This window comes from Clostridium sp. LY3-2 (assembly GCF_024705715.1).
In the GTDB taxonomy this organism is placed as follows: Bacteria; Bacillota; Clostridia; order Clostridiales; family Clostridiaceae; genus Clostridium.
The window spans coordinates 1-19,783 of sequence record NZ_JAMDLQ010000045.1 but is presented as its reverse complement, the minus strand read 5'-3'; the positions used below and the strand labels follow the sequence as shown (position 1 = coordinate 19,783).

Genomic DNA, 19,783 nt, shown 5'->3' with positions numbered 1-19,783 from the left:
GCGGTCCTATATCTTTTATTCCATCAGATATGCCCTTTTTAGATGAAGAGTTTATTAAAAAAATTTATGAATCTAAAATAAATAAAGATGCTCTTATAGTTAGAGTAAATGGCAATATAGAACCCCTTTGTTCAGTTTATAAAAAAAGTTCAATAGAAAAAATTGAAAAGATGATAAAAGAAAAAAATTATAAATTAAAAGATTTAATAAATAATTTAAGGGTAGAATTTTTAGATTTAAAAGACACAAAAAAGACTAGAAATATAAATACTTTAGAAGAATATGAAAATTTACTTAGAAAGTAAAGGTGATTTAAATGCCTATCGTAGTAAATATTGTAGGAGAGTGTAGTAATGTTGGAAAAACTACATTAATAGAAGGGTTAATAAGAGAATTAAAGAGAAGAAAATATTCAGTTGGAACTATAAAGCATGATGTTCACGGATTTGATATAGATAAAAAGGGAAAAGATACTTACAGGCACAGAGAAGCAGGTGCAGATGAAGTAATAATTTCATCTAAAAATAGAGTAGCTATAATAAAAGAAATCAAAGAAGAATTAAATATAGAAGAACTTATTAATTTAATGAAAGATAAAGATGTTATTTTAGTTGAAGGATACAAAAATTCAAACCTTAAAAAAATAGAAGTTTTTAGAAAAGGGTATAGCTCTAAAATAATTTCAAATTCTAAGGATTTGGTATGTATTGCTACGGATTATATAAATGAAAACGAAAAACATATTCAAATCGACAAGAATGACCATAGTAAAATTGTCGATATTATACTAAAATTAAAATAGTAAGGTAAATATTATTAAAAAGGAGAGGAAAATGTATACATTAGGAATAATAACCAGCAGCGATAAAGGCTATAAAGGAGAAAGAAATGATGAGAGTGGTAAGGTTATAGCTGAAATCGCAAAGATGAGAGGATTTGAAGTTAAAAGGTATATAGTTTTACCTGACGAAAAGGATCTTTTAAGAGATGAAATGATCTATCAAAGCGATGAGCTTTCAGTAAATCTAATATTAACAACAGGAGGAACTGGCTTTAGTCATAGAGACGTTACGCCAGAAGCAACAAACGAAGTAATAGAAAGATTAGCTTTAGGTATACCTGAGGCTATTAGAAGTTATAGTATGTTAATTACTAAAAGAGCTATGCTTTCAAGAGCAACTGCTGGAATCAGAGGAGAAACTCTTATTGTTAATATGCCAGGAAGTCCTAAAGCTTGCAGGGAAGTTTTAGATTATATCTTAGAAGATTTAAAACATGGTATAGATATTTTAAAGGGGGATTCAAAAGAATGCGCAAGAAAATAATATTAGCTACAGTATTAACATCATTTCTAGCTTTGGGTTTATTAGCAGGATGTAATGATAAAAAAACAGAAGATAAGTCATTAACGGTAAGTATTGCTGCTAGTTTAAAAGAACCAATGAAAGAAATAGGAGATAAGTTTGAAAAAGAAAATGGAGTAAAGATACAATTTAACGTAGGAGGTTCTGGAACTTTAAAGAAACAAATAGTTGACGGAGCTTCTGTAGATGTGTTTATATCAGCAAACACTAAATATGCTGAAGAATTAGTAAAAGAAGATTACGTAAAAAAAGATGATTCAAAAAAATTATTAAATAATGAATTAGTTTTAATTGGAAGCAAGGATTTTAAAGGTGATATAAAATCTTTAAATGATTTAAAAAATATAGATGGAAAGATAGCAATAGGTGAATTAAATACAGTTCCAGCAGGGCAATACGCAAAACAGTCCTTAGAAAAACTTGGAATTTATGATTCACTAAAAGATAAATTCATTTTTGCTAAAAGTGTTACAAACGTAAAAACTTATGTTGAAAACGGAGAAACAGAATTAGGATTTGTATATAAAACTGATGCTATGAATTTAAAAAGTAGCAAAATAGTTTATACAGTTCCAAATAATTATCACAAACCAATAGTTTATGAACTATGTATACTTAAAGATAGTAAAGAATTAGATTTAAGCAAGAAGTTTAGTGATTATTTAAAAAGTGATGAAAGTAAGAAGATATTTGAGAAATATGGCTTTGGAGTGAATTAAAAATGATTTTAGAAGCACTTGTAATATCTTTAAAAGTAGTTTTAGTGTCAATTCTTATAGGGATGACACTAAATGTACTTTTATCATATGTCCTAGTAGAAAAAGATTTTAAATTAAAAAATATTTTTGAAACTATAATAATGTTTCCTATGTTTTTACCGCCTTCAGCTGTAGGGTATATAATTTTAATTATATTTGGTAAAAGAGGAGTAATAGGAAGTTTTTTAGATGAAAACTTTGATTACAGCATAATTTTTACTTGGATTGGTGCTGTAGTAGTTGGAATTATAGTAGCCTTACCTATAATGTATCAAAGTTTAAAAGCATCTCTTTTAAGCGTAAACTCTGATATGAAAAACGCTGCAAAAGAGATGGGTGCAACAGACTTAAAGGTTTATAAACTTATAAGTCTGCCACTCTCAAAAAAAGGTCTATTAACAGGACTTATATTAGGTATTGCACGTGTGTTTGGTGAATTTGGTGCAACTATTTTAGTTGCTGGGAATATAGAAGGTAAGACGCAAACAGTTCCTATGGCTATGTATTATGCTATTGAAAACGGTGATTCACATTTAGCAAATACTATCTTAATTATAATTGTGATACTATCTTGCCTTCTTATTTTCTTTTATAACAGAATAATTAAACGCATTAATTAAGAGGTGAATAAAATGAAAAGTGTTAATGTTAAAGATGCTATTGGTATGGTACTTTGTCACGATATAACAAAGATTGTACCAGGAGAATTTAAAGGTCGTGCCTTTAAAAAGGGACACATAATAAAAGAAGAAGATATAGAAGAATTACTTAAAATAGGTAAAGAACATATCTACGTTTGGGAAAAAGAAGAAGGAATGCTACACGAAAACGATGCGGCAGTAAGACTTAAAAATTTAGTTTGTAAAGATGGTTTAAGATTTTCTGAAATAAAAGAAGGAAAAATTAATTTTATAGCAGATAGAGATGGGATTTTAAAGATAGATAAAGAAAAATTATTAGACATAAATTGTCTTGGAGAGATTATAGTTTCAACTATACATAACAACACACCAGTTAAAGAAGGTGAAGTTATTGGAGGAACTAGGGTAATTCCTCTAGTAATAGATGAAAATAAAATAATAGAAGCTGAAAAATTAATAAAAGAGCCATTTATAAGTGTTAATGAAATAAAAGGCAAAAAGGTTTATATGATTACAACTGGAGGAGAAGTTTATCACGGAAGAATTGAAGATAAATTTGGACCTGCTGTTAAAAGAAAAATAGAATACTATGGATGTGAACTTATAAACCAAGTTATATTACCAGATGATAAAGACATGATAGTAAAAGAAATTAAAAAAGCTCTAGAAAGTGGAGCTGAGATGATAGTTTGTACTGGTGGAATGTCAGTAGACCCTGATGATATGACTCCAAGCGCAATAAAAGAATGTGGAGCGGATGTTATTAGCTATGGGTCTCCAGTATTGCCAGGCGCTATGTTTTTACTAGCATATCATAAAGATGTTCCTATTTTAGGTTTACCAGGATGTGTAATGTATTCAAAAAGAACGGTATTTGATTTAGTATTACCTAGGATATTAGCAGATGAAAAATTAAAAGTAAGAGATTTAGCGGCGCTAGGTCACGGAGGATTTTGCTTAGACTGTAAAGTATGCACCTTCCCTCACTGTTCGTTTGGAAAAGGAGAATAGAGATGTCTGATAAATTAACTCATTTTGATAAAAATGGAAATGCGGTAATGGTTGATGTAAGTGATAAAAAGATTACTAAAAGAGTTGCAATTGCAACTGGTAAAGTTCTTGCAAGTGACAAGACTATAGACCTTATTTTAAAAGGTGAAATAGGAAAAGGGGATGTCCTTGGGGTAGCTAGAGTAGCTGGAATAATGGCTATGAAAAATACTAGCAATTTAATTCCTATGTGTCACCCTATAATGATTACAGGTTCAAGTATAGATTTTGAAATTGATAAAGAAAATAATGAGATAATTATAAATGCTATGGCAAAACTAGACGAAAAAACAGGAGTAGAGATGGAGGCACTTACAGGTGTTTCTGTAGCTGCACTTACTATATATGATATGTGTAAGGCTGTAGATAAAAGAATGGTAATTCATGATATTCACTTAGTTAAAAAGACTGGTGGAAAAAGTGGAGAGTTTAACTTTTAAAAGTCTATTTGCTTTAAAAAGAGGTGAGGACAATTAAAGATATATATGGGAGAGAGATAGATTATTTAAGGATTTCTTTAACTGATAATTGCAACTTAAGATGTATATACTGTATGCCAAGTAGTAATATAGAATTTTCTAAAGAAAAGCTTACAGAAGAAGAAATTATAAAAATAATCAAAGCCTCAGAAAAAATTGGAATTAAGAAGATTAGATTTACTGGAGGGGAGCCTTTAGTTAGAAAAGATTTAGTTAAAATAATTAAAGAAACTAATTCTTTAGAAGGAATAGAAGATATCTGTTTAACGACTAATGGAATTCTTTTATTAGAAAAATTAGAAGAACTTAAAGAAAATGGTTTAACTAAAGTTAATATAAGTCTTGATACTTTAAATCCTTTAAAATATAAAAAAATAACTAGAGGTGGAGATATAAATCTAGTGCTTAAAGCTATAGATAAATGCTTAAACCTTGGAATAAAGGTTAAATTAAACGTAGTTATTATAAAAGGGCTAAATGATGATGAAATTATAGACCTTATAAATTTAACTAAAGAAAAAGATATAGATGTTAGATTTATAGAACTTATGCCTATAGGAGAGGGAAATAAATTTACAGGGATATCAAACGAAGAAATAAAAGATTTAATAAAGAACTACGAATATAAAAGCTTAAAACAAGATAAAAAAGATGGACCTGCAAATTATATTAAATTAAAAGGTGCAAAAGGAAAAATCGGGTTTATAAGTGCTTTAAGCAATTGTTTTTGTGAAAATTGTAATAGAATAAGGATCACATCAGATGGAATGCTTAAAGGTTGCCTTAACTGGAAAGGCGGAGTTAATTTAAAAAGAGAAATAGAAAAAGGTATATCAGAAGAGAAAATAAAAGATATTATTAAAGATTCTATTTATAATAAACCAGAAAAATATCTATTTAAAAAAGAAGATAAAAACAAAGAAATTAGATTTATGAATCAAATAGGAGGATAATCTATGGGAAAGATAAAGGCAATTTGCAAAAGTGAAAGAAAAGGAACAGCTAAAACAGAAGTTCCAAGCATTAATTTAATAGAAAATTTCGGCTTAGAGGGGGATGCACACGGTGGTAACTGGCATCGTCAGGTAAGTCTTTTAGAATATAAAAAAATAGAGGATTTTAATAAAGCTGGAGGAAACGTAAAGTTTGGAGACTTTGGTGAGAATTTTGTAATAGAAGGAATTGAAGTTGATAAACTTCCTATAGGTGCTAAGCTAAAAATAGGAGAAGAAGCTATAGTAGAAATAACTCAAATAGGGAAAAAATGCCACAATGAATGTGAAATTTTCCACAGAGTAGGTAAGTGTATAATGCCTATTCATGGAGTTTTTAGTAAGGTTATAAGCCCTGGAAAAGTTAAAATTAATGATTTAGTTGAGATTATTTAAATTATTATATTAATGCAGTAAATGAATAGTATCTTTGAGAATTCAAAAGATGAACAAAAAATTAAAAAAGTTAAATATAAAAAATAGAATGAAAATTTCAAAAAAATTATGATATTATATATTAAATAAAAGTCAAAATGAAGTTATGAAACCACTAATAACTTAAAATTACGTAAGCTACAAACAAATTTTAAGTTATTAGGTGAAAAATTTTAAATGAGAGTGTTTAAGGAATAAAGGAGAGAAATTAATGAAAAATTCCAAAAAACTTTCAAAAAATAAAAAATTCTATATTGTTATAGCACTATTAATAGTATTTATAATAAATTTAATCATGCAAGATGATTCAATACATTTTGTATTAAGGATTATGAAAAGTGCAATTTCAATGTGGATAGGTGTCGTAGCGATTTTTTTAGTAGCAAAAATTATTAGCTTAATAAATTTAAGTAGAGAATCATAAATTTATGATTCTCTTTTTAAATACTTAAAAATCACAAAATTAAACTTTAAAACTAAATTCTTTAAAAAATGATGCTAAAGGCTAATAAGCTATTACCTATTATTTAAATAAGTAAATAGTATTTTTATTATCGATTAGATAGTAGTATTCTAATTAAGGAAGATAAAAAGTAAGGGAGATGCAAAAAATGAGTATAAAACTTATTTGTACAGATATGGATGGGACTTTACTAAAAGATCAAAAGATAATATCAAAAAAAAATTTAGAAGCGATAGATAAAGCTATAAATAAGGATATTATAGTTGCTATAACTACAGGAAGAGTATACAAATCAGCTAAACTTTACGCAGATGAAATAGGACTAAAAACTCCGATTATAGCATTAAACGGAGCATATATTGGAGATTCTAATGGTGAAACAATTTATAAGAATCCATTAACAAAAGAAATGGCTAGAGAATTTTTTGAAGTTTCTGTAAAATGTGGGCTAAATCCTTATTTTACGACTGAATTTGGTATAATATCAAAGGGAGAGCTACCTGAAACTCACGTATATAAAATAATAAATAAAGAACTAGAAAAAGAAAAGCAAATAGAACTAATAGTTATGGATGATATTGAAGAAATATTATCTAAATACGGTGATGAATTACTAAAAGGAGTTTGCGCCGATAAAAATAATATGGAAAAAGTTTTAGAAGCTAGAAATATTATAGAAAATTCAGATATAGAAAAAGAAGTTGTTTCTTCTTGGCCTGACAATTTTGAAATAATGAATATAGGTTCAAGCAAAGGTGAGGCTGTAAAAAAATTAGCTGAGTACCTTAAAGTTGATTTAAAAGATGTTATGTGCATAGGTGATAGTGAAAATGATATTTCTATGATTAAATGTGCAGGCGTTGGTGTAGCTATGGGAAATGGAACAGAAGATGTAAAACTTGCATCAGATTTTATTACTGATACAAACATAAACGATGGAGTAAGTAAAGCGATAGAAACATTTATCTAAGATGAGGGGGATTAATAATGACTGATGTATTAATAATAGGTGCTGGGGTTGTAGGTTCAGCAATAGCAAGAGAATTATCAAAATATGAATTAGATATAACTATTTTAGAAAAAGATAGTGATATAGCAGAAGGCGTAACAAAAGCTAATAGTGGGATTGTACATGCTGGGTATAATGAAAAAATTGGAACTTTAAAAGGAAAGCTTAATAGAGAAGGAAACGATATGTTTGATTCCTTATCAAAGGATTTAGATTTTAAATTTGAAAGAAATGGAGCTTTAGTTTTAGGGTTCAGCGAAGGTGATATGGTAACACTTGAAGAACTGAAGAAAAATGGAGAAGAACTTGGAATTAAAGGGTTAAGTATTTTAGATAAAGAAGATACTTTAAACTTAGAAAAAAATATTAAAGAAAATGTTAAAGGGGCATTATATGCTAAAACATCAGGTATAGTGAGTCCATACGAAATGACTATTGCCCTTGCTGAAAATGCAGTGCTAAATGGTGCTAGATTTAAGTTAAACTCTGAGGTTACAGGGATAGAAAAGGTAGATGGATTTTATAGAGTTAAATTAAAAAACGGAGAGGAAATAGAAGCTCAAATAGTTATAAATGCAGCAGGTCTTTACGGAGATAAAATAAACAACATGGTAAGTAAAAATGTTTTAAAAGTAAAAGGTGTTAAGGGCGAGTATTTACTTTTAGATAAAGTTTCTGGAAAGTTAACTAACAAAACATTATTTACAGTTCCTAAAAAAGATACTAAAGGAGTACTTGTAACTAAAACAGTAGAAGGAAATCTTTTAGTTGGACCTAACGCTGAAGAGTTAGATGATGTTTTTGATTTCTCAGTAACAGAAGAAGGTTCAACTGAGGTTAATAATAAAGGATTAGATTTAATAAATGAAATACCAGAAAAAAGAATTATAACTGCTTTTAGTGGTATAAGACCTCATATAAAATCTGATTTTATAATAGAAGAAGCAAAGGATTCTAAAAACTTTATAAATGTAATAGGAATAGATTCACCAGGTCTTACTTGTGCACCTGCTATTGCAGTTTATGTAAAAGACTTATTAAAAGATAAAATTGAATTAAAAGAAGATACAAGCTTTAATGGAAAAAGAAAAGGGATTTTAAGATTTAACGAATTATCTTTTGATGAGAAAAATGAAGTTATAAAAGAAAATAGAGCTTACGGAAAGCTTATATGTAAATGCGAACTAATAACAGAAGGTGAAATAGTAGATGCAATAAACAGACCACTTGGTGCTAGAACAGTAGATGGAGTAAAAAGAAGAACAAGAGCTTCTATGGGTGGATGCCAAGGTGTTGGATGTTTAATTCCTATAGCTACAATAATTAGTAGAGAGTTAGATATTCCTTTAAACAAAGTAATGAAGAATAATAAAAATTCAAATGTTATAGGTTTTAAGGAGGACTAGTCGATGGAAAAATATGATTTAATAGTTATAGGTGGCGGAATTTCAGGACTTAATTGTGCTTTAAATGCTTATGAAAGAGGAATGGAAAAAGTTCTAGTTATTGAAAAAGATAATAAAATAGGTGGAATGTTAAAAGGTGTTAAAAAGTATAAAGAATATATAGAAAAATTAGTTTCAAATATAGAGTGTACTGATATTAAAATAAAACTTAATACACAAGTAATTTCTATAGATGATAAAAATAACGTAATTGCAACAAGTATGGAAAATGGAATAGAAAAACTTGAATCAAAAAATATTATTATCTCTAGCGGTGCAAAAGAAAAAGGGAAAAATGCATTGAATATTTCTGGAGATAGATGTTCAGGAATTTATACAGTTAATATGGCAGACAAGATTCTAGATATGGAAAATGTAAATATTGGAGATAATGTTGTTATTTTTGGAGGGGCTGATTTATATAAAATATCAGACAAACTTAAAGAAAAAAATATAAATATATCTGCAATAGTATGCTTAGGGTTAAATCAAGAAGTATTTGATTTAACAAATCATATATTATTTAATTACAGAATTAAAACTATTAAAGGAAATGGACGTATAGAAGAAGTCGTTTTAGATAATGGAAATTCAAAGAACTTAAAATGTGATACTTTGATTGTAGCTGCTGGAATAGTGCCAGATGGAATAATAGGAATGATAAGTAACATAACTTTAAATAAAGAAAACGGCGGTATTTTAGTAAATCCAGTATTTAAGACATCTAGAGAAAATATTTATGCGATAGGTGATTGTGTGGATGTTAAAAATAATATAGATGAAATAGAAAAAAATTCAAAAACATTAGTTTATAATTTAAATTTATAGAAAGAAGATGAGCTTATGAATCATGTACTAAATTCATATTGGGAGGTTCAATTAAAACCAAATTTAATTGACAATGGAAGTGATAAATTAGTTGTAATTTTACCTGGTATAGGATACACAATAGATAGAGTTACAATAGAATATTCAGGAGAGCTTGCCCTAAGTCAAAATTATGACTTAATGGAAGTTGAATATGGATTCCAAGTAGCTAGAAAAGCATTTAATGTAAAAGAAGAGTTTAATATAATTGCAGATGAAACTTTAGAATTAGTTAAAGATGCACTTAGTTTAAAAGAATATAAAGAAGTAATAATAATAGGTAAAAGCATAGGTACTTGTGTACAAGACTTCTTAAATGAAAAAATAGAAGGAATAAATATTAAAAATATTTATATAAGTCCTATAGATAAGACTGTAGGAATGGGATTTAAAGAAGGTTCACTTATAATTACAGGAAGTAAAGATCCACTATTAAGTGAAGAAAACCTTCAAAACATTGTAGATTCTAAAAAATATAAAGTAATAATTTTTAATGGTGCAAATCATGCATTAAACTTAGAAAAGAATCCTATTGGAAGTCTTGAAGTACAAATAGAAATAATTAAAGCTATCAAAACATTCATTAAATAAATAACTTAAAAAATAAGGCTGACTCTGTAAAGGCCTTATTTTTTTGTAATAAAATGTAAAGGATAATAATTATTAATAAGAATTCACAATTTATTAATTAGAAGTTAATTGTATTTATTTTAAAAAGATAGTATTATAATAAAAAAAGTAGTTAGCATACTAACTATTTTGGAGGTGAGAGCTTGAAGCCAAATAATGAGTTTTTAATAGCTCTATACTTAAGAGAATTAAATTCTATAGTTAACAACACTATTACTAAAAAACTAAAGGGAGAAGGACTTACGCCGACTCAAATAACTGCAATTAGGATTATAGGTCATAAAAACCTTCTTACTATAACAGAACTAAGCGAGGCTATGTCTATTAGAAAAGCTACAGCGTCTGGGATTATAGATAGGCTTGAAGGATTAAATATAGTAGTTAGAGAAAAAGACTTAAAAGATAAAAGGATAACTTATATAAAGTTTTCTAAAGAAGGAAGTAAGCTATCTAAAAGGATAAGTAATCTTATGAGGGAAGCTTTTAATGAAGTTTTTAAACCATTTAGTGAAGAGGAAAAAGAGTTAATTAAAGAAAAACTAGAAAATATGATAGAAAGATTAAAATGATTTAAGGAGGAATTAGTATGTCACCATTATTAATGAAAGCAATAATATTTATAACTAGCGCACTTGTATTTTATACAATAGGTGTTTGGTCAGAAAAATTAGGAGGAAAACTTAAAACTTGGCACGTTGTAATTTTCTATTTAGGTTTAGTTTGTGATACTTTAGGTACACATTTTATGATGGATATTGCAGGAGGGATTAAGTTTAACCTTCACGGAATTACAGGAGCACTTGCAATTTTATTAATGTTATTCCACGCACTTTGGGCAACAAAGGTATTAATTAGTGGAAGCGAAGAACAAAAAGAAAAATTCCACAAATTCAGTATAGTAGTTTGGGTAATTTGGTTAGTACCATATATCTTAGGAATGCTTATAGGAATGGGCGTAATTTAATTCTTAAAAAGATTTGCACTAAAATTTTAGTGCAAATCTTTTTTTATATTTCTTTATATATTTTCCTAAAGCCTAAAACGCTATCAGTATAGCCTATATTTTCGTAAAATTTATGAGCGCCTTTTCTGTGACTTGAAGAAACTAAAATAGAATAAGCTGCATTTTTTGATTTTGCAAAATCATCAATAGCTTTCATAAGTTTTTTGCCTATTCCAAGGCCTCTTGTATTTTCCTTAACTATAACATCTTCAACTACAATAAAAGTACACCCACCCATACTAAAATTAAAACAAGAAACGGCTAAAGCGGAACCTAAGATTATATTATCTTTTTTCAAAACAGCAAGGTAATAGTTATCATCTTTTAAGATTTTTTCATAAGTTTCCTTTGAAATAGATATATCATTTTTAGTATCTATAAGCTCTTTGTAAAGTTCTAATAGTTCTTTAATGTCCTCTTTTTTTAATTTTTCAACTACCATAAAAATCCCTTTCTAACAAATTATAAAGATTAATATACTATATCTAATCGTAATTTACAATCAATTAGATAAAACAAAATAGATTCTGTTTACAAAATGATATAAAAGTTTACAATAATAAATCTCTTTATTTGATATAATTTATTCTGTAATTATATAGTATAAATAGATTTGAAGGTGATAAAAAATGAGTATATTTAGAACTCAAAAGATGAGTAGTGTTTTAAATCATATAGGAGATAATGAAAAAACATTAAGTACTTTAGATTTAACTTTAATGAGTATAGGGTCTGTAATTGGGACAGGCGTTATGGTTTTAACAGGTATAGTTGCTGCAACTGAAGCTGGACCTTCGGTTGCTATATCTTTTGTAATCGGTGCAATAGCAGCTATGGTAATAGTATTATGTTATTCAGAACTTAGTTCAAACATTCCAAGTTCAGGAGGGTCGTATACCTTTACTTATGTTACTTTAGGTGAAATTTTAGCCTACATAGCAGGGCTTTGCATAGTTATTGCATACCTTTTATCAATGGCAACAGTAGCATCAGGTTGGGGTGCATATTTAACTAGCTTTTTAGATGTTTTTAATATCTATTTGCCAAAGGCAATAACAACAATTCCGTCTCAAGGTGGGATTGTAAATCTACCTGCAATGTTTTCAGTTGTTATGATTTTATTTATAATATCAGCTGGAACTAAAGACAGTAAAAAGTTTAATAATGCAATGGTTATAACAAAAATAGTAGTTATATTTATATTTTTATTAGTTGGCGTATTTTATGTTAAGAAAACTAATTATGAACCTTTTTTACCTTATGGTACAAGCGGAGTGTTTACAGGTGCAGCTTCTGTCTTTTTTGCATATTGTGGTTTTGATGCTACTGCGTCAGCAGCACCATATGTAAAAAACCCTAAAAAGGCACTTCCTATAGGGCTTATATCATCTTTAGCGGTATGTGCTGCAATTTATGTTGGAGTATCATTAGTTTTAACTGGTATAACATCTTATAAAAACTTAAATGTGCCAGATGCACTTTCTTACACTTTAAAATTAGTAGGTAGAAGCAATGTATCTATGATTGTTTCTTTAGGAACAATTATTGGTATACTTGCAGTAATTTTTGCAAGTAACTTTGCAACTTCTCAAATTATGTCAACTATGAGTCGTGATGGACTAATTCCTAAAGTATTTAGTAAGAAAAATAAAAAGGATGTTCCTATAGTATCACTTTGGTCAGTAGGTTTAGTTGGAGCAGGTCTTGCTGGATTTTGCAATCTAAAAGATCTTGCAAACTTTGCAAGTATAGCCTTTTTATTAGTTTATGGGATGGTATCTATATCAGTTATAGTATTTAGAAAAAAATACCCAGATATAAAAAGAAGCTTTAAAACACCACTTGTTCCTTTTGTTCCAATACTTGGAGCTGGATGTTGTTTATTTTTAATGTCTAACTTAAAGCTAAATACTTGGATAATATTTAGTATAGTATTAGTATTAATCTTAATAAGTTATTTCTTATACGGGAAAAAACATTCAATAATTAAAGATAATGATAATTTAATAGAAATTAAAAAAGATGAGCAAAATTAAATTTTGCTCATCTTTTTTTATAAAAATCTAAGTTAAAATAGATTAAAATCAATAGTTCCTTTAATGTTTTTTAAAGAGCCTTCCTTAAGTTCAAGGCACATAGAATATTCAGGCGGAATGTCATTAATATTTTCTATATTAAATGATTTACTTTCTTTAAAACCAAATTTATTATAGTATTTTGGGTCTCCTAAAACAAAAACAGAACTAAAGCCGAGTTCTTTAGCTTTATCTAAAGCAAAGTTTACAAGATTTGAACCAATTTTTTTATTTCTAGATTCTAACTTTACAGAAAGCGGCGCTAGAATAAGTGAAGGATATGTTTTTTTAGAATCTGTAATATTAAATTTAGATAACATTACGTGGCCTAAAAGCATAGAGTTTTCTTCACATACTATTGATAAATCTTCTATATAATTTTCACTTTGCCTTATGATATTAACTAAATCTTGTTCAGTTCCATCTGATAAATCAGCAGTTTTAAAAGCTTCTTCGACTAAGTGATAAATTTTACCGTAATCTTTTGAAGTTTCTTTTCTTATAGTCATAATGCCTCCTAAAGTATGTATTTATAGATAGTTTAATCTTTATATTAAAAAAATACAATATATTAGGCAAAATGATTTTTAATTCATAGTATAATAGTGAAATATTTTTAGGAGGATAAGTAAAATTTAAGATTAATGGCTAATTTATTAAAAGGAAAAAAGGCTTTAGGAGTTTGTATTAAGGATTTAGATATATTAAGGGAACTAAAAAATGAAGGGTATGAAATTTATTTAGTAACTGAAAGTTTACAAGAAATAATAAATTTTCAAAGTTCTAATTATAATAAAGTATATTACTTTTTAGATGATTATAATTCTATAAGTTTTAAAAATGAATCTTTCGATATAGCAATTTTAATAAATAATAACTGTAATATGGTAGAAAAGTATATAAAAAAGATATATAGCTTCTTAAAAAACGAAGGTATCCTTTATATCCTTAATTTCAAAAATGAAAATAAAATAGAAGCAAAAAATTTGTTTAAGGATATAAAAGAAGATTCTAAAGAAAATATTTTAATTTGTGAAAAATAGTTTTAAGCATACTGATTTATCGGTATGCTTTTTTTGTTTTACAATTTAGTGTAAAATGTAAAAGAGGTGATAATTTGGTATATTTAGTAATTGGAATTTTATTAATAGGAATGATTATAACTTATAAAGAGGCAAGAGAACATAATGAAAAAAAGTATTTAACTGAAGTTAGAGAAGGCTATGGAAAACTTAAAAATATTAAATCAAACGATATAGATTTAAATTTAACTAGAGGATACTTTGATTTTATGAAGGATAAATTAGAATTTTATATTGATGATATAACTTGGAATGATTTAAATATGGACGAGATATTTAAAGGGATAAATAACACAGGGACATCTTTAGGAGATGAAATATTATATAAATTTTTAAGGGAGCAAAGCTTTGATTTAGATGAACTTAAAAGAAGAGATAATCTAATAGAGTTTTTTAAAGAAAATAAAGATATACGTGAAGATTTGATGCTAAAATTAAGATTTTTAGGAAAAAGCGATAGCGTAACTATATATAAACATTCTATAGCTAAAAAAATTTGGAATTATAATTTTTTATATTTCTTATCAAAACTTCCTATAGTTTTTGCAATTTTAATTATTTTTAAGCCAATATTTTTTATATTCATGATAATTTCTATTTTAGTTAATATCTATATAGCACAAAAAAGTTATAAATATAATAATTGCAGGTTAGTAGATTACGAATATATAATAAAGGTTTTAAAATTTGCAAATTATGTGTCTAGTTTAGATATTTCACTTATAAATGACTCTTATAAAAATATAAAATCTGAATTAAAAAAGCTTGGAAAAACTAAGAGGCAATATTTTTTAAAGACAGAAAATTCAATTCCTGAAGCTATAGGCTTTAATGAAGTTTTAAAGCTATTTTTCTTATCAGAAGCTTTAAAAATTGAAAAGATAGGTAGCAATTTAAGAAATAATGAAGAAGCATTACTTAAAACTTATGAGTTTGTAGGTGAAATAGATTCATTTTTAGCTATAGCATCTTTAAGAGAGTCATTTAATTTAATTTCTAAACCAGAGTTTATAAAAAATAAAGAAATAATTATAGAGGATGCGTACTATCCTCTAATAAAAAATCCAGTTTTAAATTCTTTAGAAATAAATAATTCTATACTTATTACAGGATCTAATGCATCTGGTAAGTCTACCTTTTTAAGGGCAGTTGGAATTAATATAATATTTTCTCAAAGCTTTTATATGTCCTTTTCAAAAAGCTATAGGGGAGACTTCTTTAAGGTCTATTCTTCTATGGCACTTAAAGATGATCTCTTAAGTAAAGAGAGTTATTATATGGTTGAATCTAAATCTTTAAAAAGGATAATGGATGCAAAATTAGGAGACGAAAATATTATTTGTTTTATAGATGAGATTTTAAGAGGAACAAATACTATTGAGAGAATTGCAGCATCTTCTAGAATACTAAAATTTTTAGCAAAAGACGGTTATAAAGTTATAGCTGCAACCCATGATTTAGAATTAACTGATATTCTTAAAAACTATTATTTAAACTATCATTTTAGTGAAAGAATTTTAGAAGAGGAAATAGTATTTGATTATAAGATAAATAAAGGAAGAACAAAAACTAGAAATGCTATAAAGATCCTTCAGATTTTAGGGTATGATGACGATGTTATAAAAGAAGCAAATGAAAGTGCAAATGATTTTATGGAAAGTAATAAATGGGAAGTAATTTAAAAAGGTGATTTTATGATAAAGGGTTATGATAGGTTAGAAGATTTTGAAAAAGAAAAAATTTTAGAATGCTTAAATATAAAAGAAAATATAACGCTAAAAGAAATGGATTTAAGATATAAAGATGAAATCTATGATTTTTCTAAAAATGTATTTATAAATTTTAAGGATACACCAAAAGTAATTTTAAATTGTATAACTAAAGAAATAGAAAAGTTAAAGACAGGATATATAATAATAGATAGCGTATTTACAGATAAAAAAGAAGAAATAGATGAAACTATAAATTATGCAGAAAAATTTATAGAAAACCTAGGTGCAGTTAAAGTTTTAATTTGTTTTAGAGAAAAAGATAAAGGGATTTTAGAAAGTTTAGGTTTTAAATATACTTATAGCTCTTATACTATGGAACTTATAGATAATGATTTAAAAGCTTTAGAATTACTTAATTTAGAAGAGTTAAATGAAAAAAATAAAAAAGAATTTATAAAAATATATAATTCTGCCTTTAATGATATGCCACACGGCTGCACGTTAAGTGAAGAGGAATGTTTAAAGCTTTTAAAAGAAAAAGATAGAAACTTTATAGTTAAAGAAGGAAGAGAGTCTGTTGGCTTTTTAACTTTAGATATAGAAAAAGAAAATGGAAAATTCGATATAGGCTTAGATAGAAATTATAGAAATAGAGGCCTTTCAAAAAAACTACTTGAAACAGCAATAGTTAACTTAAAAATTAGAGGAGTACAAAATATTAGCCTTATAGTGATTGAAAAAAATGAAGTAGCTTTTAAGATTTATAAAAAGCGAGGTTTTAATATTAAAGATGCAATAGGTTATTGGATAGAAAAGCCTCTTCTTATAGATGAAGTTTTAAAAGAGGATATGGCAAAGGAAGCTTGTACTTGGAAATATAGAGGGAAGTACAAAGTTTATAATATGTCTTACAGAGAGGCTTTGATGAAAAAATATTCTATAGGAATAAAAGAAAGTAGAGAAAAAGAATTTATAGGGTATAAATTAAAAGATAATCTTATAGGATACGGTAGAATTAGAGAATATAATAATGAATGTTATATAGGAATAGGAATAAAACCTAGCCTTTGCGGAAAAGGATACGGGAAAATTATAATGAATGATTTAATAACAAAAGCTAAAGAAAGATATAAAGATAAAGAGATTGTAGTTGAAGTTAGAGATTTTAATAAAAGGGCTATTAAATGCTACGAAAAATTAGGATTTAGGATAATTGACGTATATGAAATTATAAGAGGAGAAAGAATAACCTTTTATAAGATGAAATTAATAAATTAATAAATTAATAATTATTAAAATTTGTGATATTTTAGTTTATAACCCTAACTATTTATGTTTATAATAAGAGTTAGGGCTTTTTATCTTTAGGTAAAAAGTATTATGTGTAAAATTAAAATTAAGAGGTATTATAAATGAGTGAAGATAAAAAATTGAAAGAAGAAAGAGGGATTTTAGAAGAAAAAAGAAATCTCATTCAAGAAGAGTTAGATTCAAAAGAGGACTACGTAAAAAAAGTAACGGATAAATATAATGAGTTATCAAAAGCATTAAAAGGAAAATATAATTCAGAAAAAGATACTATAGGGAAAGCTAAAGAACTTGCCATAAAAGATATCGCAAAATATGAAGAGGCTTTTAATACTCCTTATTTTGGAAGAGTAGACTTTAGAGAAAAAAAGACTGTAGAAATAGAAAAAATATATATAGGAAAACACGGTATAAGCAGTACTTCAAACGGAGAAGAGATAGTTGTAGACTGGAGAGCGCCAGTTGCAGACCTTTATTATAGCGGTACAGGGGGCGAGGCTTCATATAAAGCACCAGTTGGAATTATAGATGGAGAATTATCATTAAAGAGAAAGTTTTTATTTGATGAAGAGTATGAACTTAGCAGAGTCTTTGATGAAAGTATAAACGAAATTATGATTAATGGTGGAGAAGGACAAGAGTTAGTAGACGAATTCTTAAAGATTAACCTTGAAGAAAGTAGAGGGAAAAAGCTTAAAGAAGTAGTAGCTACAATCCAAAAAGAACAAAATGATATTATAAGGTGGCCAAGAACTCTTCCTCTTATAGTTCAAGGTTCAGCAGGTTCAGGAAAAACTACGATTGCCCTTCACAGATTAGCTTATTTAATATATAGATATAAAGAAACTATGACAAGTGAGGATATTTTAGTACTTGCACCAAACAAACTATTCTTAGATTATATATCTGAGATTCTTCCAAGTCTTGGTGCGCACGAAGTTAAGCAAAGCACTTTTGAAGAACTTGTAAAAACAAAGGCGAAATTAAAAGGAAAAATATATAACAAAGACGAAAAACTAAACGATATTATGAGTGAAACTGACCCTTTAAAAAGAAAGCTTATAATTAATTCTGCAAAAGTTAGAGGATCTATGTCATTTAAAATAATGCTAGATAGATATATAACACTTTTAGAATCTAGATCTTTAGATATAAAGGATATAGTAATAGAAGGGATAGTATTATTTTCAAGAAAAGAAATAATGCGCCTTTATTTAAAAGATTTAAAAGCTTATCCTATAAATAAAAGAAAAGATGAAATAAAAAGATATCTAAATCTAAAAATAAAAGAAAAAACAGCAGCAGTTATTCAAAAAGTAGATTTAGAGTGGGAAGGGAAAATAAAAGAAATCAAGTTAGAGATTGAAGATAAAGAAGAAAGAAGAAAAGCTTTAGTTAAGTCTTATGATGAGAGAGATAGCTTAAAAGAAGCTGTTAGAAAAAATGCAAAGAGTGCTTTAAATGAGTACTTTAAGGCTTGGAGAGGAATTAATCCAGCGGATATTTACTCAGGATTTTTTGAAGACTCTGACCTTTTTGAAATTGCAACAGATGGTCAAATACCAGAATCTTTAGGTGAGTTTATGAAAAATGACTTTAAAGAAAAAACTGAAAACGGATTGATCGATGAAGATGATTTATCAGCTCTTCTTTATATAAGAGTTCTTTTAGAAGGCATAGATGATAAAGAGAAGTTTAAACACATAGTTGTAGATGAAGCGCAAGATTATAGCCCTTTCCAAGTTTATTTAGTAAATGAACTATCAAAAGGTAACTCGATTACTTTAGTTGGAGATTTAGCTCAAGGAATTTATTTTTATAAGGGTTTAAAAACTTGGGAAGATATAACTGAAAAATTATTTAAAGGTAAATCAACCTTTATAAGTTTAAGTCAAAGCTATAGATCTACAGTTGAAATAATAGATTTTGCAAGAAATTCATTAAAAGCACAAAATTTAGGCCTTAAAGATGCAAAACCAGTTTTAAGGCATGGTGATGTTCCTAAAATAATAAAGGCAAAAAGTGATTTAGAAGTTTCAAAAGAAATAGAAAATATAGTTAGAGAAATTAAATCTAAAGGAAAAAATGTTGTTTCTATTATCACAAAAGATAATGATGAAGGAATAAAACTTGAAAAGATTTTAAAGAAAAATCTTAAAGAATTCACATTCCAAAGAATTAAAGGAAAAGAAAAAGAATCAAAAAGTGATTTAACTATAATTCCATCATTTTTAACTAAAGGGTTAGAATTTGACTGCAGCATAATTTATAATCCTTCAAAGGAATTATATGATAAAACTAGCACTTTAGATCAAAGATTATTATATGTTTCTTTAACTAGAGCACTTCATAGCGAATATATAATAGAAAGAGATTCAATAACTGAATTAATATAAAAACTAATCGGGAAATTAATTAAAAATTTCTATTAATTTCCCGAATTTTGTTTGTAAAAGAAGTAAAATATATT

22 protein-coding genes and 1 pseudogene are annotated in these 19,783 nt (G+C 27.2%); 21 read left to right on the top strand and 2 right to left on the bottom strand.

The window, feature by feature from the left end; translation table 11 throughout:
• The 16 genes and pseudogenes from M4I33_RS13725 to M4I33_RS13650 form a co-directional block, all read left to right on the top strand.
• Positions 1-305 (top strand): annotated as a pseudogene (locus M4I33_RS13725) (NTP transferase domain-containing protein); the annotation flags it as partial.
• Positions 306-316: 11 nt separating this feature from the next.
• Entirely contained in the window at positions 317-802 is a 486-nt protein-coding gene (gene mobB, locus M4I33_RS13720; protein ID WP_194189903.1) for a molybdopterin-guanine dinucleotide biosynthesis protein B, read from the top strand.
• Between the two features lie 31 nt (positions 803-833).
• Entirely contained in the window at positions 834-1,325 is a 492-nt protein-coding gene (locus tag M4I33_RS13715) for a molybdenum cofactor biosynthesis protein B (RefSeq protein ID WP_257917333.1), read from the top strand.
• Complete coding sequence (modA, locus tag M4I33_RS13710) at positions 1,310-2,083, top strand: molybdate ABC transporter substrate-binding protein (RefSeq protein WP_257917332.1); 774 nt, start codon at positions 1,310-1,312, stop codon at positions 2,081-2,083. Before M4I33_RS13715 ends, modA begins: the two co-directional genes overlap by 16 nt.
• Before the next feature lie 2 nt (positions 2,084-2,085).
• A complete protein-coding gene (modB, locus tag M4I33_RS13705) occupies positions 2,086-2,742 on the top strand; it encodes a molybdate ABC transporter permease subunit (protein ID WP_257917331.1) in 657 nt (218 codons plus the stop codon).
• A gap of 12 nt (positions 2,743-2,754) precedes the next feature.
• Positions 2,755-3,774, top strand: a complete 1,020-nt coding sequence (locus M4I33_RS13700) for a molybdopterin-binding protein (protein WP_257917330.1) — start codon at positions 2,755-2,757, stop codon at positions 3,772-3,774.
• A 2-nt stretch (positions 3,775-3,776) separates the two neighbouring features.
• Entirely contained in the window at positions 3,777-4,253 is a 477-nt protein-coding gene (gene moaC / locus M4I33_RS13695; RefSeq protein WP_194189908.1) for a cyclic pyranopterin monophosphate synthase MoaC, read from the top strand.
• Positions 4,254-4,285: 32 nt separating this feature from the next.
• Entirely contained in the window at positions 4,286-5,245 is a 960-nt protein-coding gene (gene moaA / locus M4I33_RS13690) for a GTP 3',8-cyclase MoaA (protein WP_257917335.1), read from the top strand.
• A 3-nt stretch (positions 5,246-5,248) separates the two neighbouring features.
• On the top strand, positions 5,249-5,680 hold the full coding sequence (locus M4I33_RS13685) for an MOSC domain-containing protein (protein WP_257917329.1): 432 nt from the start codon (positions 5,249-5,251) through the stop codon (positions 5,678-5,680).
• Positions 5,681-5,930: 250 nt separating this feature from the next.
• A complete protein-coding gene (locus M4I33_RS13680; RefSeq protein WP_257917328.1) occupies positions 5,931-6,143 on the top strand; it encodes a hypothetical protein in 213 nt (70 codons plus the stop codon).
• 187 nt (positions 6,144-6,330) lie between these two features.
• The gene (locus M4I33_RS13675) at positions 6,331-7,152 is read left to right on the top strand and encodes a Cof-type HAD-IIB family hydrolase (RefSeq protein WP_257917327.1); all 822 of its coding nucleotides are present in this window, start codon (positions 6,331-6,333) and stop codon (positions 7,150-7,152) included.
• A gap of 17 nt (positions 7,153-7,169) precedes the next feature.
• Positions 7,170-8,597, top strand: coding sequence for an NAD(P)/FAD-dependent oxidoreductase (locus M4I33_RS13670; RefSeq protein ID WP_257917326.1), 1,428 nt, complete (start codon positions 7,170-7,172; stop codon positions 8,595-8,597).
• Between the two features lie 3 nt (positions 8,598-8,600).
• Entirely contained in the window at positions 8,601-9,464 is an 864-nt protein-coding gene (locus tag M4I33_RS13665; RefSeq protein WP_257917325.1) for an NAD(P)/FAD-dependent oxidoreductase, read from the top strand.
• A gap of 15 nt (positions 9,465-9,479) precedes the next feature.
• Positions 9,480-10,094: an alpha/beta hydrolase gene (locus M4I33_RS13660; protein ID WP_257917324.1), complete on the top strand. Its 615-nt coding sequence runs from the start codon at positions 9,480-9,482 to the stop codon at positions 10,092-10,094.
• Positions 10,095-10,276: 182 nt separating this feature from the next.
• Complete coding sequence (locus M4I33_RS13655) at positions 10,277-10,702, top strand: MarR family winged helix-turn-helix transcriptional regulator (protein WP_257917323.1); 426 nt, start codon at positions 10,277-10,279, stop codon at positions 10,700-10,702.
• Positions 10,703-10,719: 17 nt separating this feature from the next.
• The gene (locus tag M4I33_RS13650; protein WP_257917322.1) at positions 10,720-11,097 is read left to right on the top strand and encodes an HsmA family protein; all 378 of its coding nucleotides are present in this window, start codon (positions 10,720-10,722) and stop codon (positions 11,095-11,097) included.
• Between the two features lie 43 nt (positions 11,098-11,140).
• On the opposite strand, the gene M4I33_RS13645 is transcribed toward M4I33_RS13650, so the two are convergent.
• Positions 11,141-11,578, bottom strand: coding sequence for a GNAT family N-acetyltransferase (locus M4I33_RS13645; RefSeq protein ID WP_257917321.1), 438 nt, complete (start codon positions 11,576-11,578; stop codon positions 11,141-11,143).
• Positions 11,579-11,765: 187 nt separating this feature from the next.
• On the opposite strand from M4I33_RS13645, the gene M4I33_RS13640 reads away from it, so the two are divergent.
• Positions 11,766-13,172, top strand: a complete 1,407-nt coding sequence (locus M4I33_RS13640; protein ID WP_257917320.1) for an APC family permease — start codon at positions 11,766-11,768, stop codon at positions 13,170-13,172.
• A 32-nt stretch (positions 13,173-13,204) separates the two neighbouring features.
• On the opposite strand, the gene M4I33_RS13635 is transcribed toward M4I33_RS13640, so the two are convergent.
• Positions 13,205-13,720, bottom strand: a complete 516-nt coding sequence (locus tag M4I33_RS13635) for a GNAT family N-acetyltransferase (RefSeq protein ID WP_257917319.1) — start codon at positions 13,718-13,720, stop codon at positions 13,205-13,207.
• A gap of 135 nt (positions 13,721-13,855) precedes the next feature.
• On the opposite strand from M4I33_RS13635, the gene M4I33_RS13630 reads away from it, so the two are divergent.
• The 4 genes from M4I33_RS13630 to helD all read left to right on the top strand — a co-directional run bounded on the left by M4I33_RS13630 (position 13,856) and on the right by helD (position 19,709).
• Positions 13,856-14,254, top strand: coding sequence for a methyltransferase domain-containing protein (locus M4I33_RS13630; RefSeq protein ID WP_257917318.1), 399 nt, complete (start codon positions 13,856-13,858; stop codon positions 14,252-14,254).
• 74 nt (positions 14,255-14,328) lie between these two features.
• On the top strand, positions 14,329-15,975 hold the full coding sequence (locus M4I33_RS13625) for a DNA mismatch repair protein MutS (RefSeq protein ID WP_257917317.1): 1,647 nt from the start codon (positions 14,329-14,331) through the stop codon (positions 15,973-15,975).
• Between the two features lie 12 nt (positions 15,976-15,987).
• The gene (locus M4I33_RS13620; RefSeq protein WP_257917316.1) at positions 15,988-17,283 is read left to right on the top strand and encodes a GNAT family N-acetyltransferase; all 1,296 of its coding nucleotides are present in this window, start codon (positions 15,988-15,990) and stop codon (positions 17,281-17,283) included.
• A gap of 134 nt (positions 17,284-17,417) precedes the next feature.
• A complete protein-coding gene (helD, locus tag M4I33_RS13615; protein ID WP_257917315.1) occupies positions 17,418-19,709 on the top strand; it encodes an RNA polymerase recycling motor HelD in 2,292 nt (763 codons plus the stop codon).
• The last annotated feature ends 74 nt before the right edge of the window (positions 19,710-19,783 follow it).

Bases quoted from the DNA above. Each gene is read 5' to 3' on its own strand.
- mobB (WP_194189903.1), top strand. From the start codon at position 317: ATGCCTATCGTAGTAAATATTGTAGGAGAGTGTAGTAATGTTGGAAAA.
- M4I33_RS13715 (WP_257917333.1), top strand. From the start codon at position 834: ATGTATACATTAGGAATAATAACCAGCAGCGATAAAGGCTATAAAGGA.
- modA (WP_257917332.1), top strand. From the start codon at position 1,310: ATGCGCAAGAAAATAATATTAGCTACAGTATTAACATCATTTCTAGCT.
- modB (WP_257917331.1), top strand. From the start codon at position 2,086: ATGATTTTAGAAGCACTTGTAATATCTTTAAAAGTAGTTTTAGTGTCA.
- M4I33_RS13700 (WP_257917330.1), top strand. From the start codon at position 2,755: ATGAAAAGTGTTAATGTTAAAGATGCTATTGGTATGGTACTTTGTCAC.
- moaC (WP_194189908.1), top strand. From the start codon at position 3,777: ATGTCTGATAAATTAACTCATTTTGATAAAAATGGAAATGCGGTAATG.
- M4I33_RS13685 (WP_257917329.1), top strand. From the start codon at position 5,249: ATGGGAAAGATAAAGGCAATTTGCAAAAGTGAAAGAAAAGGAACAGCT.
- M4I33_RS13680 (WP_257917328.1), top strand. From the start codon at position 5,931: ATGAAAAATTCCAAAAAACTTTCAAAAAATAAAAAATTCTATATTGTT.
- M4I33_RS13675 (WP_257917327.1), top strand. From the start codon at position 6,331: ATGAGTATAAAACTTATTTGTACAGATATGGATGGGACTTTACTAAAA.
- M4I33_RS13670 (WP_257917326.1), top strand. From the start codon at position 7,170: ATGACTGATGTATTAATAATAGGTGCTGGGGTTGTAGGTTCAGCAATA.
- M4I33_RS13665 (WP_257917325.1), top strand. From the start codon at position 8,601: ATGGAAAAATATGATTTAATAGTTATAGGTGGCGGAATTTCAGGACTT.
- M4I33_RS13660 (WP_257917324.1), top strand. From the start codon at position 9,480: ATGAATCATGTACTAAATTCATATTGGGAGGTTCAATTAAAACCAAAT.
- M4I33_RS13650 (WP_257917322.1), top strand. From the start codon at position 10,720: ATGTCACCATTATTAATGAAAGCAATAATATTTATAACTAGCGCACTT.
- M4I33_RS13645 (WP_257917321.1), bottom strand. From the start codon at position 11,578: ATGGTAGTTGAAAAATTAAAAAAAGAGGACATTAAAGAACTATTAGAA.
- M4I33_RS13640 (WP_257917320.1), top strand. From the start codon at position 11,766: ATGAGTATATTTAGAACTCAAAAGATGAGTAGTGTTTTAAATCATATA.
- M4I33_RS13635 (WP_257917319.1), bottom strand. From the start codon at position 13,720: ATGACTATAAGAAAAGAAACTTCAAAAGATTACGGTAAAATTTATCAC.
- M4I33_RS13630 (WP_257917318.1), top strand. From the start codon at position 13,856: ATGGCTAATTTATTAAAAGGAAAAAAGGCTTTAGGAGTTTGTATTAAG.
- M4I33_RS13620 (WP_257917316.1), top strand. From the start codon at position 15,988: ATGATAAAGGGTTATGATAGGTTAGAAGATTTTGAAAAAGAAAAAATT.
- helD (WP_257917315.1), top strand. From the start codon at position 17,418: ATGAGTGAAGATAAAAAATTGAAAGAAGAAAGAGGGATTTTAGAAGAA.